Annotated in this window: 13 protein-coding genes; 4 read left to right on the top strand and 9 right to left on the bottom strand. The window is 71.6% G+C overall.

Annotated features, from left to right (window positions below; all coding sequences use genetic code 11):
• Nucleotides 1–25: 25 nt before the first annotated feature.
• From OV090_RS17915 to OV090_RS17950, 8 genes are all read right to left on the bottom strand, one after another.
• Complete coding sequence (locus OV090_RS17915) at nucleotides 26–982, bottom strand: DNA methyltransferase (protein ID WP_267704930.1); 957 nt, start codon at nucleotides 980–982, stop codon at nucleotides 26–28.
• A gap of 198 nt (nucleotides 983–1,180) precedes the next feature.
• Nucleotides 1,181–2,089, bottom strand: a complete 909-nt coding sequence (locus tag OV090_RS17920) for an alpha/beta hydrolase (RefSeq protein ID WP_267704931.1) — start codon at nucleotides 2,087–2,089, stop codon at nucleotides 1,181–1,183.
• A gap of 21 nt (nucleotides 2,090–2,110) precedes the next feature.
• Nucleotides 2,111–3,223: a hypothetical protein gene (locus tag OV090_RS17925; protein ID WP_267704932.1), complete on the bottom strand. Its 1,113-nt coding sequence runs from the start codon at nucleotides 3,221–3,223 to the stop codon at nucleotides 2,111–2,113.
• 95 nt (nucleotides 3,224–3,318) lie between these two features.
• Nucleotides 3,319–3,444 carry a hypothetical protein gene (locus OV090_RS17930; RefSeq protein ID WP_267704933.1) on the bottom strand — a complete coding sequence of 42 codons (126 nt, stop codon included), beginning with the start codon at nucleotides 3,442–3,444 and terminating at the stop codon, nucleotides 3,319–3,321.
• A 112-nt stretch (nucleotides 3,445–3,556) separates the two neighbouring features.
• Nucleotides 3,557–4,213, bottom strand: coding sequence for a glutathione S-transferase N-terminal domain-containing protein (locus OV090_RS17935; RefSeq protein WP_267704934.1), 657 nt, complete (start codon nucleotides 4,211–4,213; stop codon nucleotides 3,557–3,559).
• A gap of 96 nt (nucleotides 4,214–4,309) precedes the next feature.
• Nucleotides 4,310–4,957, bottom strand: coding sequence for a retron system putative HNH endonuclease (locus tag OV090_RS17940; protein ID WP_267704935.1), 648 nt, complete (start codon nucleotides 4,955–4,957; stop codon nucleotides 4,310–4,312).
• Complete coding sequence (locus OV090_RS17945; RefSeq protein WP_267704936.1) at nucleotides 4,954–6,309, bottom strand: AAA family ATPase; 1,356 nt, start codon at nucleotides 6,307–6,309, stop codon at nucleotides 4,954–4,956. The genes OV090_RS17940 and OV090_RS17945 overlap by 4 nt, the downstream gene beginning before the upstream one ends.
• Before the next feature lie 72 nt (nucleotides 6,310–6,381).
• Complete coding sequence (locus tag OV090_RS17950) at nucleotides 6,382–7,860, bottom strand: aldo/keto reductase (RefSeq protein WP_267704937.1); 1,479 nt, start codon at nucleotides 7,858–7,860, stop codon at nucleotides 6,382–6,384.
• Between the two features lie 219 nt (nucleotides 7,861–8,079).
• On the opposite strand from OV090_RS17950, the gene OV090_RS17955 reads away from it, so the two are divergent.
• The 4 genes from OV090_RS17955 to OV090_RS17970 all read left to right on the top strand — a co-directional run bounded on the left by OV090_RS17955 (nucleotide 8,080) and on the right by OV090_RS17970 (nucleotide 13,812).
• On the top strand, nucleotides 8,080–10,251 hold the full coding sequence (locus OV090_RS17955; protein WP_267704938.1) for an ABC transporter transmembrane domain-containing protein: 2,172 nt from the start codon (nucleotides 8,080–8,082) through the stop codon (nucleotides 10,249–10,251).
• A 41-nt stretch (nucleotides 10,252–10,292) separates the two neighbouring features.
• Nucleotides 10,293–10,802, top strand: a complete 510-nt coding sequence (locus OV090_RS17960; protein ID WP_267704940.1) for an SET domain-containing methyltransferase — start codon at nucleotides 10,293–10,295, stop codon at nucleotides 10,800–10,802.
• Nucleotides 10,803–10,826: 24 nt separating this feature from the next.
• A complete protein-coding gene (locus OV090_RS17965; RefSeq protein ID WP_267704942.1) occupies nucleotides 10,827–11,696 on the top strand; it encodes a tetratricopeptide repeat protein in 870 nt (289 codons plus the stop codon).
• Nucleotides 11,697–12,144: 448 nt separating this feature from the next.
• Complete coding sequence (locus OV090_RS17970) at nucleotides 12,145–13,812, top strand: hypothetical protein (RefSeq protein ID WP_267704945.1); 1,668 nt, start codon at nucleotides 12,145–12,147, stop codon at nucleotides 13,810–13,812.
• Between the two features lie 3 nt (nucleotides 13,813–13,815).
• Here the strand turns inward: OV090_RS17970 and OV090_RS17975 are convergent, their stop codons facing one another.
• Entirely contained in the window at nucleotides 13,816–14,895 is a 1,080-nt protein-coding gene (locus OV090_RS17975) for a hypothetical protein (protein WP_267704947.1), read from the bottom strand.
• Nucleotides 14,896–15,127 lie beyond the last annotated feature (232 nt).

Consider the following 15,127-nt stretch of genomic DNA (forward strand, 5'->3'; position numbering starts at 1 on the left):
CAGCGTTGCCTTTCGGACATGTGCATCAGGACATGTCCTGAGAATCACCCTGGTGCGACCGGGCCCGCCGCGGCGGCGGGGTCGTCAGCGCGGCGAGGCGCGGGATCCCGGCGGCCGCGGCGGCGTGGAACTCGGGGTCGAGCTCCACCCCCACGCTCTCGTAGCCGACCGCGACCGCGGCCGCGATCGTCGAGCCGCCGCCCATGAACGGGTCGAGCACCACGCCGCGCCCGAGCGGCAGCGCGGCGCGCACGAGCTGCCGCATCAGCGCCTGCGGCTTGAGCGAGGGGTGCGGCGAGAGGGCCCGCTCCTCGGGCCGGGTCGGGGCGGAGGCGATGACGTCGGCGAACGGCTGCTCGGCGCTGATCCGCCGCAGCCCGCCGGTACCCCAGCGGCGCAGGTTGTCCTGGACGCGGCCCTCGCACGGCTTGCGGAACAGACCCCACGGCTCCCACGCGGAGCGCGGCATGACAGTGACGTCGGCGAACTCCTCGTGGGCGTTCTTCGGCCGGTCGCCGCCGCGCAAGGTCTGGACGAGGCGGATGATCTCGGCCCGCTTCTCGAAGCCGGCGGCGAGGAACGGCCCGTACACGAGGTGCGACAGCAGCGGGTTGCCGGCGATGAACACGTGCGCGCCGGGGACCAGCACGCGCATCGCCTGGGCCGCGAAGTCGGCGAACAACCGCTCCAGGGCGTCGCGCTCGTCGCCCGAGAGCACGGTGAAGCGCGGCAGGGGGCTGCGGGTGCTGCCGCCGAGGGCCGGGGGGATCCGCCACACCCCGCCGTGGCCGCTGCGCAGCTTGGCGGTCTCGAGCGCGGTGTACTCCTTGAGGCCGTAGGGCGGGTCGGTGACGATCGCGTGGATCGATCGCTCCGGCCGCGCCGCCATCCACCGCAGGCCGTCGCCCCGCACCAGCGTGTAGCTGGCCTCGCCGAGCCGGTGCGAGCTCGAGACGAAGTTGTCCTGGTCGGCCGCGACCACGCGGGCGCGAGCCTACCACGCGCCCGCGCCGGGTCGCCGCGGTCGGACCGACGCGATCGTCATGCCCACGCATCGGCGAAGGCGACCGCCGGTGGACGCTGCCCCGGCGGGCCCTCCGCGCCCCGGCGCGTCGCGCCCGAGCCCCCTCGACCTCGCGTCAGCGCGGGCGGCCGCTCCCCCGGGTCGCCGTCCTCGACCTCAGGCGAGCTCCGCCCGCAGGAACTCGCCGATCCGCCGGATCGCCCGCCGCGCCTCGGGCAAGAGGCTGGGGAACACCTGGAACACGTGGATCATGTCGTCCCACACCTCGAGCTCGACCCGGCCCTGCCCGGCCCGCACGCGCTCGGCCAGGCGGATCGCGTCGTCGTGAAGGACCTCGCGGGTGCCGACCTGGATCAGGATCGGCGGCAGACCGCGCATGTCGGCGTGGATCGGCGAGATCAGCGGGTGCCGCGGGTCGCCGTCGGGGCCGACGTAATAGCTGGCGAACGCCGCCAAGTCGCCGCCGAGCATCGGGTCGAGGGCGGCCCGCGTGCGCACCGACTCGCCGGTGCCGGCGAGGTCGGCCCACGGCGACAGCATGAACGCGGCGGCCGGCAGCGCCACTCCGCCGTCGCGCAGGCGCACCAGGGTGGCCGCGGACAGGCCGCCGCCGGCCGAGTCGCCGCCGAGGGTGATCGACCCGGCCGAATAGCCCTGGTCCAAGAGCCAGGTATACGCGGCCACCGCGTCGTCGAGCGCGGCCGGGTACGGGTGCTCGGGGGCGAGGCGGTAGTCGATCGCAAGCACGCGAACGCGGGCCTCGCGGCTCAGCGCGGCGGTCAGCGCCCGGTGCGAGGCGGGCGAGCCGGCGACGTAGCCGCCGCCGTGGAGGTACAGCAAGACCTTGTCGGCGCGGGCCCCGACGGCGTGGATCCACTCGCCCGGGACATCACCGGCGCGGGTCGGCTCGAGGTACACGCCGGGCGGCAAGCGGCCCTGCTTGACCCCGCTCTCGATGGTCTTGCGCACGCTCTTGTAGCCGTCCGGGCCGAACTCGCCGATCGGGTGGCGGCGGCGCCAGTAGCGGATCATCTGGTACAGGAGGTAGCTCTGCAGGCTTGCCATATGTCCCTCACGACATGTTCTTCAGGCCAGCGACTGGCTGAGCGCGCCGGCGTCGATCGGCGCGACGGTGTAGCGGGGTCCGATGCCCCAGGCCAGGGGCGAGCGGATGAAGGGCGACGAGCAGTAGATGTTGGGGACCTCCCCGCCGGCGTCGCCGCGGTCGACGAGCGACTTCTCGAGCACCATCGAGGTGTACTGCGACATGCTGCTCTCGAGCGCGTTGCCGTTGAGGACGACCTCCGCGCCGTACTTGGCGGCGTGCTCGCGCAGGCTGCGGAGGCCGGAGGCGCGCGGGAGGTAGCTCTCGGGGCACAGGCCGTTCTCGGAGATGGCGAACACGCCGCGGCCGGCCGCGTGGAACACGATCGAGTGGTTGCCGAGAGTGTGCCCGGGGGTCCACACCAGCGCGAGCCCCTTGCCGAGCCACACCGAGCCCTCGACCGCGAGGATGCGCTCGGCCGGCACGCCGTCGAGCGCCTCCTCGATCCACCACGGCCGCTGCAGCGGGTGCAGCGCCTGCAGGGTCTCGATCTCGCGGCGATTGACGATGAGCCTGGCGTTCGGATAGAGCGGCGGCCGCCCCCCCTCGCCGACCAGCCCGCGCCGCAGGTCCTGCACGTGGAGGTGGTCGAAGGTGACGTAGTCGATCTTGGCCGGGTCGACGCCGAGCCGCTTGCGCGCGAGCGTGGCCGGACCGTCGGCCCGCTGCAGCAGCTCGGCCGGGGCCCACGGCACGAGGTCGCGCCGCAGCTGGTCGAAGAAACCTGCCCTTGCGGACAGGTCGGCCTCGCTCGGGTTGACGAAGAGGGTGCGCACCTGCCCGCTCCAGTCCTCGAACTCGATCAGGTTGCAGCGGTTGCGCATCAGGAGGTACTTCGCGCGGGTCGGCGGGGCCTGCCAGAAGCCGAACGCGACCGGGTACGGGAACGGCAGCAGGTCGATGGTGCGGAAGCCGCGGACCGGGCCATCGGCGCGGAAGCGGCGGGCGAACGCCTCGCCGCGGGCGCGCAGGTCTTCGAGGCGAAAGCCCGGCCTCGGCTCGCGCCAGCCGTCGTCGAGCTCGGCGATCGCGCGGAAGTTGGCGGGCAGCTCCGCCGCACACAGCGCCGGGACCTGGGGCCTGTCGAAGGGCATCGCCGTCACCTTATCGCGGCCGCTGCCGGCCGTCTGCGGAGGTCTCCCCGGTGCGCCGGCGGCCCGGCGCGCGGGTCGTGCTGCGTCGCGAAAATCTACTCGCCCGGCATCGCCTGTCGCCTGCGGCGGGCGGCCTTGCGCACGTGCGCGAGGACTCGCTCCGTCACGAACTTCGATTCGTCACGCACCGCCCGCCGCTTGCCGCGGGCGGCCTTGCCCACGCGCGCGAGGACTCGCTCCGTCGCGAACATCGACTCTTCACGCAGCGCCCGTGCTCCCGGGCGCGAGGACTTACTGCGACACGCCTCGCTATCACCCGCGGCGGACCTCGCGTCAGCGGCCGTAGGTGCGCTGCAGGTGGGCGACGGCCGCTCCCGCGCCGCGGACGTCGACTCCTTGACCGGGGTCGAGCAGCGCGGGCAGCTCGGCACGACCGGTGCGCTCGGCCAGCTCGGCGAGCTTGGCGCTGCCGCGGCCGCAGGTGCGCCAGCGGTAGGCGATCTCGCGGGCGCACAGCCATTGACGGATCTGCCGCGCCTCGGCCGAGGTCTCGTCCGCGAACAGCTCGAGCGGCTGCGCCGGCGCCTCGGACGCGATCGCCCGCCCTCGCGGCAGCGCCAGCGAGGCGAGGCCGCTCGACAGCGTCGTCAGCGGCCCGAGCCGCAGGGCCAGCGGGACGTGACCGTCGCCGTAGCGCTCGACGAGGTGGCGCACGATCACCGACGACTCGCGGATGAGCTGCCCGTCGTCGACCAGCTGCGGGAACGGCGGGACCCGCTCGGGCCGAAAGCGCGTGCCGCCCGGCGGGCACGGCCGCATCGTCACGTCGAGGTCGAGCCACACCAGCGCCTCGCGGACCTTGCGGCAGAACGGGCACGCCTCGAACTCGTAGAGCACCAGCTCGCCCGTCGGCCGCGGCCCCGTGGCGCCCACGCGCCCGCCGAGTCCGAACCGCACCGCGGTCGCCACCGCCGAACCCAGCCGCGTCATGCCCTGCACCTCGCCGTCGATCCGCTCGCGCGTCGCGTCATGTCGCCGCCTCGGGTGCTTGCATGCGCGACAATTCGGCCGGCGCAACCGCCCTCGTCATGTCCGGGCCTTCGGCAGCTGCTTGCGCAGGAACTCGACCGCGACCTGGCAGAACGGGCGGAACTCGTGGCCGTCGCGGCTCGACCAGCGCGCGATCTCCCGCTCGAGCGCCGCGCGAGACCAGGTCTTGTCGCTGTACTTCTTGCGCAGGCGGGCGATGAGGCCCTCGACCACGCGGCGGCGCAGCTGGCGGAGGTGCGGCGCGTTGAGGCCGAGCACCTGGTCGAGGTCGCGGTCGGCCTCGGGGTCGGCGCCGACGATCCGGCCCTCGACGAAGCCGTAGCGCACGCGGTGCTCGACCCCGGCCACCGGGTCGAGCGCCAGCGGGCTCGCCCCCTTGCGCACGTCGCAGTGGCGGATGTCGCGTTGCTCGTGCGTCGGGTTGTCCTGTCCTCCGGGACAGGCCGCCAGCAGGTTGCGGTGCGTCAGCTGCTGCCCGCGGTGCTCGTGCTGCGGCCGCAGGTGCTCGATGCGCAGCGACTCGAGCTCGATGCGGTTCATGCAGTAGCAACAGAGCGCGCCCTGCTCGCGCAGCAGGGCGCGCCGCAGCTCCTGCTTCCAGGGGCCCGGATCTTCGAAGCTGCCGCCGGCCTGGCGGTGCTGGGTCAGCGCCGCCGGCTCGCGGCCTTTCTGGATGTTCTTCATCCCCCGGCCTCGTCGTCGTCCTCGGCGAGGAACGCCATCATGCTGCCCAGGCGGACCACCTCGGCGTCGTGCGGGCCGAAGTCTTCGATCAGCCCCGCAAGCGCCGCGCGGGCCTCGGACCAGCGCTCCTCGTCGATCAGCCGGGCGACCGCGCGGACCTTGGCGGCCGAGAAAGGCGGGTACGTATCGACGCCCATCACCTCGTAGAGGATCGCGTTGCTGTCGCGACCGAGAGTGTGCGGCGGCTCGTCGACCAGCCGGAAGTCGCGCAGCAGCTTGACCTGCTCGCGCGGCACCAGCGACAGCACCTGCGGCGAGTGGGTGGTGACGATGAACTGCAGGTTGGGGAAGGTGCGCTCGAGGTCGGGGATCAGCGTGCGCTGCCACTGCGGGTGCAGGTGCAGCTCGACCTCGTCGATGAGGACGATGCCGCGGCCCTGCAGCGGGTCGGCGAGGTTCGGGTGGGTGATCGCCAGCCGGCGGGCGATGTCCCCGACCAGCACCAGCAGGCCCTGCTCGCCGCCGGACAGCTGCGAGAACGCCAGCTGCGTGCCGCCCTTGCGCAGGATCAGCGCGGGGCGGCGGCCGACCACGAAGTCGATGTGGGCCGCGCCGGGCTCGCGCGTGGGCCGGCGACGGAACCGCAGGTCGGTCCAGTCGGGCAAGAACGAGAGGATCGCCCGCCGCACCGCGGTCAGCTGCGGATCGACGTGGTCGCGGCGCTCGCGGATGAGCTCGTTCTCGAGGTCCTCGCGCAGCAAGAACCACCGCAAGAAGTCCTCGCGCCGGGCCCCGCGCGACCAGCCGTGGTCGGCGTAGAGGCTGGCCGGGCCCGACGGCAGCTCGCCGCGGGCCACGTCCTCCTCGGCCTCGACGTAGCGCTCGTGCGAGTAGGTCGCCAGCATCGGCGCGTCGAGCACGACCCCGCGGGCCAGCGCGTCGTGCCAGCGCGCGGCCCAGCTCGCGGTCTGCGGCGTGTCCGGCTGCGCGTGGGTCCAGCGGTCCCAGCGGTGCGCGAGCTCGTGGCGCAGCACGAACGAGGCCTCGCCCTGCTCGAGGTCGGCGAACAGCTCGTCCTTCGCGGCGGCCGGCGGCGGCGTCCACACGAACTCGCCGTGGACCACGCAGCGCTCGGCGCCGGCGCGCACGTCGGCCAGGGTCAGGCGCGTCGCGTCGTCGCCGAGGCCGGTGCGGGCCACCGCGAGCGCCAGCAGGTAGGCCACCGCGTCGAGCACCGACGTCTTGCCGGACCCGTTGACCCCCACCAGCGCGGTCGTGCGGCCGTGCGACAGATCGAGCTCGAGCGCCGCGAAGCCGCGGAAGTTCTCGAGCTGCAGCCGATGAATCCGCATCGAACGACGACCCGGCGGAAGTGTAGGCCCCGGCGCGCGGCGCTCGCAAGTGCGCGCGTTCGTAACCCGAAATCAGTGCTGCGCGCGGCGGCGGAACGCGGCCACCAGCGCGTCGGCGTCGACCTTGCCGGGGCCGACGCCCGGCTTCGGCCGGACCATCCCGAGCGACGCCATGTCGTGCACGTAGGCCGGGCGGCGCATGCCGACCAGCACGCACGTGACCGGCAGCGCCAGCAGCGTGAGCACGGCCCGGCGCGACAGCGGCAGCCCGCGCCACGCGGCCGGGGTCGCGCCGGCGAGGCGGTCGCCGATCGCGTCGGTGAGGGCCTGCGCGCGGGCGCGGAAGTCGTCCTCGATGGCGTCGAGCGCGGCCAGCATCTGCTGCCCGTAGTCGTCCCAGAACGCGCGGAACTCGGGCAGCAGCGCCGCGTCGAGGTCGCTCGTCAGGCTGGCCTCGATCTGCGCGCAGTGGGCCGAGATCACGTTGTTGCGCAGGTGCAGCCAGTGCCCGAGGTCGCGGATCTGCCCGAGCCCGGACTGCAGCTCGCTGCCCCAGCGCAGCAGGTCGCGGATGCCGTCGCCGTACTCGGCGGCCAGGCGCGCGCCCAGGCCCTGCGACCACTCGCCCTCGAGCCGCTGCAGCGCCCGCAGGATCGGCAGCGGATCTCTCGGCTGGTCTTTGGGACCTGGCGCATCGGCCAGGCGGATCATGTGCGGGCCCTCGCCCTCGTCGACGAACGCGTTGAGCGGGCGGTTGACGAGCAGCGCCAGGCCCTCGCGGCGGGCCAGCGCCAGCGGCGACGGCGACCCGTCGGGCTGGGTCTCGGTCAGCCCGCCGAGCTCGTAGAGGTTGAGCGGCAGCTCGGCGACCGCGAAGTGGTGCAGCGCCCCACCCACCTCGCGCGCGAGCGCCAGCGCGCGGCCGAGCGAGACGTACTGGCCGCTGTCCGGCGGGTCGACGAAGGAGTTCGACGACACCCCGTACCAGGCGATCTCGCCGCGCAGCACGGCCTGCTCGAGGAACCCGAAGGCCTCGCGCAGGCGGCGGTCGAACTCCTCGCGGTCCTCGGCGGTGACCTCGCCGGCGCGGTTCTCGCGGTCGATGAAGAAGTACTCGGGGTTGTGCAGCAGGAACACGTCGATGGTCTGCAGCCCGAGGCGCTGGCGGCTGAGCGCCAGCTGGTCGGCGAGGAACTCGGGGTGCAGGCAGTGCCAGCAGCTGTCCTGGTAGCGGACGAGGTCCGGGTACGGCGGCTGGCGCTCGTGGGCGAGCTCGAGCGCGGTGCCCTGCAGGTACCCGGCCTTGGTGACGACGACGACGTCTTCGCGGCCGGCGACGCGCCCCTCGAACAGCTCGCGCAGGACCTGACCGATGAGGATCTCGCTGCCGCCGTCGCCGTAGTTGGCGCTGGTGTCGACGAGGTTGACGCCGGCGCGCACGGCCTCCTCGAAGGCCTGACGGTGCAGCCCCGACTCGACGTGCACGCGGTAGGCGCCGAAGCCGACGGGCGCGACGTGGAGGCCGGTGCGTCCGAGCGGGCGGGCGTCCATGCCGAAGCGACGCGCACGCTCGGCGCTCGCCGCCGGCGCCGCGCGTCCGGGCCACAGAGGTCGCTCTTCGTCGCGCATGGGTGGCGCGAGCAGTACGACAGGCCGCGGGGGCCGTCAACGCCGACGGGCGACCTCGGGCCGCGCCGCAGCTTGCACGTGCAAGCGCCGGTGGGCGACCATGCGGGTCCGGCCGCGGCCGCCCGCCCGAATTCGCGCCCCATGTTCAGCGCCCTGCGCCACCTGCTCGAATACCTCCGGCCCTACCGCCTCGAGGTGTCGCTGCTCCTGGCGGGGCTGCTGATCGACCTCGCGTTCAACGTCCTGTTCAGCCTCAGCTTTCAGTACGTCATCGACGAGGCGATCGCCAAGCACGACGAGGCGCTGCTCTACAGCATCCTCGTCGCCCTGCTGGTCGCCGTGGTCGTCGCCGCCGGCGTCGCGGTGATGCGCGACTACCTCTACGCCCGCCTCGGCACCGCGGTGATGAACGACCTGCGCCTGCGGATGTTCGAGCACCTGCAGCGGCTGTCGCACAACTTCTACACGCGCATGCAGGTCGGCGACATCCTCGCCCGCTTCTCGACCGACCTCGGCGCCGTGCAGAACGCGGTCATCCTCGCCATCCCCGAGACGATCCTCGGCATCCTCGGCGTCACCACGATCGCCACCCTGCTGTTCATCTTCTCGTGGCAGCTCGCCCTCATCACGCTGATCGGCCTGCCGCTGGCGACGCTCGGCCCGCAGGTGCTGGGCCCCCGGGCCGAGCGCGACAGCTACCTCGTGCGCCACGAGGAGGCCCAGATCGCCAGCACGGTGCAGGAGAACCTCGGCGCCCACGCGGTCGTGCGCGCCTTCCAGCTCGAGCCCGAGCAGACCAACCGGTTCCGCTACAAGCTGCGCTCGCTCTACCGCATCGGCGTGCGCTTCAACCTCAGCACCTACCTGGTCGAGCGCACCCCCAACCTCACCTTCCTGCTGCTGCAGATCACCGTGTTCGGGTTCGGCGCGCTCAAGACCTTCCAGGGCGAGCTGTCGCTCGGCTCGCTGGTCGCGTTCAACATCCTGCTCGGCTACCTCAGCACCTACGTCACCGCGCTGACGCGGGTGATGCCGCCGCTGCTGATGGCCGCCGGCGGGATCAAGCGCATTCAAGAGCTGCTGAGCGCGCGCCCGCAGGTGCAGGAGAAGCCCGGCGCCACCGCCCTCTCGCCGCTGCGCGAGGCGATCACCTTCCAGGACGTGTCGTTCTCGTATACCGGCGAGGACAAGAACCTCGACCGCGTGAGCCTGAAGATCCCCCGCGGCATCACGGTGGCGATCGTCGGCGCCAGCGGCTCGGGCAAGAGCACCGTGCTCGGCCTGCTCGCCCGCTTCTACGACCCCGACCGCGGCGTGGTCGCGTTCGACGGCTCCGACATCCGCGCCGCCTCGTTCGACTCGCTGCGCGGCCAGCTCGGCATCGTGTTCCAGGACAGCTTCCTGTTCAACACGACGGTCCGCGAGAACATCCGCATGGGCCGGCTGAACGCCACCGACGAGGAGGTCGAGATGGCCGCGCGCGCGGCCGAGATCCACGACCTCATCGCCGGCCTGCCCGAGGGCTACAACACCATCGTCGGCGAGCGCGGCAGCCGGCTGTCCGGCGGTCAACGTCAGCGCGTGGCGATCGCCCGGGCGATCCTCCGCAATCCCCAGATCTTGCTGCTCGACGAGGCGACGTCGGCGCTCGACCCGACCACGGAGGCGGCGATCAACGGCACTCTCGAGCGGCTCGGCCGCGACCGCACCGTGATCGGCGTGACCCATCGCCTGGCCTCGACGCGCCTCGCCGACCTGATCCTCGTGTTCGACAAGGGCCGCCTGGTCGAGCAGGGCAACCAGCGCGAGCTGCTCGCGGTCGACGGCCTGTACCGCCGGCTGTGGAACAAGCAGCAGGGCCTGGTCGTGAGCGAGGACGGCACGCGCGCCGAGGTCGAGCCCGATCGTCTGCGGGCGATCCCGATCCTCAGCACCCTGTCCGATACGATGCTCGCCGCGGTCGCCCGCACCTTCCTCAGCGAGCGCTTCACCGAGGGCCGCCCGGTCATCCTCGAGGGCGACACGACGGTGGAGAAGTTCTACATCGTCGCCCGCGGCAAGGTCGCGGTGCTCAAGCGCCAGGAGGACGGCACCGACAAGCAGATCGCCACGCTGCAGGAGGGCGATTACTTCGGCGAGGTCGCGCTGCTGCGCGACGCCCCGCGCAACGCGACCATCCGCACGCTGACCCCGTGCATCCTGCTGACCCTGCAGCGCCGCCAGTTCCTCGAGCTGATCCAGAGCGACCCGCGGCTCAGCCACGAATTCGACTCGGTGGTCCGCAGCCGGGTACATCCGGTCACCATGGCATGACGCGCCGCGTCCTCGCGGCGCGCGGGGACGGGAGGCGGGACATGACAAAGGAATGGGAGAACCGTGAGGCCTCGCGGCCGCGGTCGGTCGCGTCGCCGAAGATCGAGCTGCGGACGACGGACCTCGGGCGCGGGGTGTTCGCGACCGAGGCGATCGCGGCCGGCGAGCTGCTGATCGCAGTGGCGCACGTGTTCGTCGCCGAGGCCGGGCAGTACACGATCCAGCTCGACGACGACCGCCACCAGGCCGGCACCGGCGAGATCGACGACTTCCTCAACCATGCCTGCGAGCCGAACGCCGCCCTCGACGCCGAGCGGCTGTGCTTCGTGGCCGTGCGGCCGCTCGCATCAGGCGACGAGGTCACCTTCAATTATCTGACCTCCGAGTGGGACATGGCCGCGGCGTTCGAGTGCCGCTGCGGCGCCCAGCGGTGCTTCGGCACCATCCGCGGCTTTCGCCACCTGAGCCGCGAGCAGCAGGACTCGCTGGCCGCCGCGATCACCCCGTTCTTGCGGCGCAAGCGGGCGTCCGGCTTGCCAAGCGCGGCTTAGCGCCTCTATCATCGGGGCCCCCACATGTCGATGCAGCTCCTGGTGTCCGCCCTCGTCAGCGTGGCAATGGTCGCGCCCGCCTCTCCGACCACGAAGCCGGCGGCCGAGACCAGCAGCAGCGCGACCGCGCCGGCCGCCACGGCCGACGACGCCAAGCTGAAGCGGGCCGAGGAGCTGTTCCTCAACGGCCGCCAGCTGTTCAAGGAGGGCTCGTACGAGGCCGCGATCCTGGCGTTCCAGGAGAGCTACGAGCTGTCGAAGCTGCCCGAGATTCTCTACAACATCGGCAACTCCTACGAAAAGCTCGGCGACTTCGCCAACGCCCGCAAGTACCTCGACCAGTACCGGGCCTTCGCGCCGGAGAAGGAGCGCGAGCTGCTCGGTCGGCGGATCCAGAACCTCGACCAGCGGCTGCGCGAGCAAGAGGACAAGGCCCGGGCCGAGCGCGAGCGCCAGGAGCAGGAGGCCAAGCAGGCCGAGCCGGGGCCCGTCGCGCCGCCGCCCGTCACGCAGCCCGAGCCCACGCCCGAGCCGAAGAAGGACCGCGTGTTCGGCCCGGCCGCCGCCGCCCTCACCGGCGTCGCCGTCGTCGGCCTCGGCCTCGGCATCGGCTTCGGCGTCAGCGCCCAGGGCCAGCGCAACAAGGCCCTCGAGCACTGCAGCGACGTCGGCGACCAGACCTTCTGCGACGTCGACGCCCAGCCCTTCCTCGACGCCCAGAAGTCGCGCGCGCTCGGAGCCGACATCAGCTTCGCCATCGCCGGAGCCGCCGCGATCGCGGTGATCGCGATCGTCGCGGTCAAGGCGTCGCGCAAGAAGAGAGAGCAGACGGCTCGCCTCACGCCGTGGGGCAGCCCGCGCGGCGCCGGGCTGGCGCTCGGCTTCCGCTTCTAGGCTGCGGGCTTCCGCTTCTCGGCTGCGGGCTTTCGGAAGTCACTCGCGGCGAGGTCGTGAGGGGCGCGCAAGCTTCGGCGCGGACGCCAGCAGTCGCGCGCGCTCGAGGCGACCTCTCTTCGCCCTCGGACGATCGCGATCCATCGAGATGAGCAATAAGAAAAAGGAGCGCGCGAACTTCGGCGCAGCGACCCGTAGTTGCGCGTGCTCGAGGCGACCTCTCTTCGCCCCCAGACGATCGCCATCCATCGAGACGAGCAAGAAGAAAAACAGATTGCCCGCGCCGACTTCGGCTCTCACAGTCGACTGAAGGCAACGCAGACCATTCATTCGGCTTCTCCCTTCGCTCGAGCACTGCGGACCGCCATCGCCGACCAAGCCTCGTTCTGCGGCGCTTCCAGCACCCCTGCCGTCGACGATCGAAATCGCGCATGCTAGCTTGACGGTCATGTCCCGCCTCGCGCTCGTCGCCGCCGCCCTCGCCGGTTGCACCCTCGACTGGGATGACGTCTCGCAGGCAGGTCACGCGCTGCCGCCCCTGACGAGCAGCTCGACCAGCGACGAGGCGACGACCTCGTCGGGCGAGGACGCGAGCACCGCTGCGAGCACGGTCGACGCCAGCACGACGACGTCCAGCCCGGTGACTGTCAGCGGCAGCGGGAGCGCGAGCGACAGCGACACGGGAACGACTGGCGACGACAGCAAGGCGGTCCCGGTCGAGGTCGAGGTCGTGATCAATTCTCCCTCACCGATGATCGCCGTCGGCGAGGTGCAGGTCTCGGTCTGGACGTCGCGGCCGGTCGCGTCGATCGACATCTTCGACAATGACGTGCCGCTGGTGCTCGGCGCGGTACCGGTGAATCCCGTGCACGTGTTCGAGGTGACCTCGGACGATATCCCCGGCGACGGCACGCACACGATCCGCGCCGTCGCCCACGCGGCCGACGGCGTCAGCGGCCAGGACGCCGAGGAACTCTTGATCGACGTCCAGCCCGGCGGGACCGACGTCTGGCCGCCCTACGTGAAGCCCGGGCCGATCAACGGCTTCACGAGCGCCGCCATCCGCGACAACGGCATTGACGTCGCCGGTTACCTCGAGACGAACGACGGGCTCAAAGCCGTGGCGGTGCGTATCGACGGCACGAAGGGACAGCCGGAGGGCGAGCCGATCCACCTCGGCCCAGTCGCGGTGATCGGCGGCGGTCGCGGACCGGCGATCGCAGTCACCGGCGACGAAGCGACGTTCGTGGCGTGGACGTTCCCCGACAGCGGCTCGACGCGGTGGGCAGTGACGGAGATAAAATTCGGCGAGCCGCACGGGCCGACGTGGATCGGCGCGCTCGGGACGTCGGTGAACGCAATGACCTCCGTCGACGATGTGCTGATCCTCGTCGGCGCGGACGAGGTCAGCCCGGGCACGCACGACCTCAAGGCCTGGTGGATCTCGGCCCCGGACGCCGAGCTCGTGCACGAACGGACGTTCGCCGCATCGAGCGACGACGACAAGTTCAACACACGCGATGAAGTCGGGCGCGGAGTGGCGATCGTCGGCGACGAGGTCGTCGTAGTCGGTGAACGCGAGACCAAGGGCCTCGACATGAAGCTTCGTCGGCGGACCGTGGTGCTACGTTACGACCTGGACGCCGCCTTGTGGGGTCAGTGGACGTCGCCCGGCGAGCTGATGGACGAGGACGCGGCGATGGCCGTGGCGCCGCTGCGGGGGGGTGGGTTCGTCGTCACCGGATGGGCCCGTGACGTCGGGTTCAGCAACCGCCTGTTGTTGACTCGCTGGTTCAGTGCCGAGGGCGAGGCGGGCTCGCTGCGGATCGAGCCGACGCCGAGCGACGCGGTCGGCTACACGATCGGCGAGGACCGCGAGGGCAAGATCATCATCGCGGGCGCGACGAAGAAGCCCCTGCAAGACGCTGATTCCTGGATTTTCGCCATCCCTGGCCCGGTCGGTCCGCCCGTGTGGGAGGTGATCCGCAACGGACCAGGCCAGGGGCCCGACGAAGCCGCGAGCCTGGCGCTCGACACGTGGAGTTCCATGTACGTCGTGGGCAGCGAGTTCGATGCGTTGCAGCCGCGGGCGTTCGCGCTGCGCCTCTACCCGTAGAGGCTATTGCGGCGCGAACACTTCGCACTGCTCCGTGATCTTGGCGGCGGCATCAGCGAAGTAGTCCGAATACCCCTCGGCGCAGATCGAGCCGAACACTGAGTGCGGCATGAGCTCGGTCCAGGTGCGAAGTTCGTGTTCGACTCCGATGGTCGGACCGCACAGGCTGCCGGCCATGTCGATGTCGGTCGAGATCACGAGAAGTACGATCGCGTCCGCGTCGCCGCCCTTCGCCTCGACCAGCGCGGCGGCCCAATCCTCCGCGGTGCCCTTACTGCCCTCGTCGTAGGTGTCCTGGATGGCGACGACGACGAGCAGCGCGTCATCACGAAGAAATCCCTCGTTGCACCCGCCGGGCCCGTCGAGGTCGTCTGAGAGCGCGAGGACGGTGGTCTCGGCGACGCCATCGGCGCCGTTGATCCCCATCGACGCGACGCACGTGAACGCGTCCTCGAGCATGGGCTGCCCGGCGGTGATGTAGCGAAGACCGCTGGCGAGCTCGCAGCGCTCGTTGCTCGCGTGCTCGCCGATCGGATAGGTGACGCCCGCGCCGCGGATCGAATCACAGGGCTCCGGCGACGTGCCGCATGGATACTCGGGCAGCTCGGCGCACACGTCCTGGCAGCCGACACAGCTCGGATAGCCCCAGAACCCGGACGTGTTCGAGGACATGATGTGATAGTCGAAGTCCGCGAACTCGCTCTCCAACGTGGCGATGAAGCCGGGGAAGCTCGCCTTGAGCCGAGCCTGCTTGACCTCCATCGTCGGATGGCTGCTGATCGTGAACAGGAAGTCGACCTTCCCTTTGCACCCCGGCGGCGGACCATCCCCCCCGTCCGGAATGACTCCGAGATCGGGCACACCCCCCGAGCCGCTCGAGCTGCTCGACCCCACCGAACCGGCCGCCGCCGAGTCCTCGCCCGTCGTGCTCGCGGTCGACGTCGTCGAGGAGACGGGCGGCTCACCACTCGTGCTGCTGGTGACCGGCGCCGTCGTGATGCTCGTACTGAACCCCGACTGCTGCCCTTCCCCGTTGTTGCAGGCGAACGTGGCGACGAGCGCGGCGAGCCCGAGACGGCGCATGACGTTCAGCCTAGCGCGCGCCGCAGATGATGTCACTCCTCGGGCCCTGGATCGGCCTCGACTCGCGGACGCCGAAAAACGTGACGCAGTTCGCATCGCTACCCCGGCTGGCTCCTTCGCGGGAGGAGCTATCGCATTGCCCCCTGAGGGGTCGCGCCGCCGCGGTTCGCCCCTCACGGGACGGTCCCTCTTCGGCCGTGGCGCCTCCTCGTTCTCGCGCCTGCGAGCCGTC

The organism is Nannocystis sp. RBIL2 (assembly GCF_026626745.1).
Taxonomy (GTDB): Bacteria; Myxococcota_A; Polyangia; order Nannocystales; family Nannocystaceae; genus Nannocystis.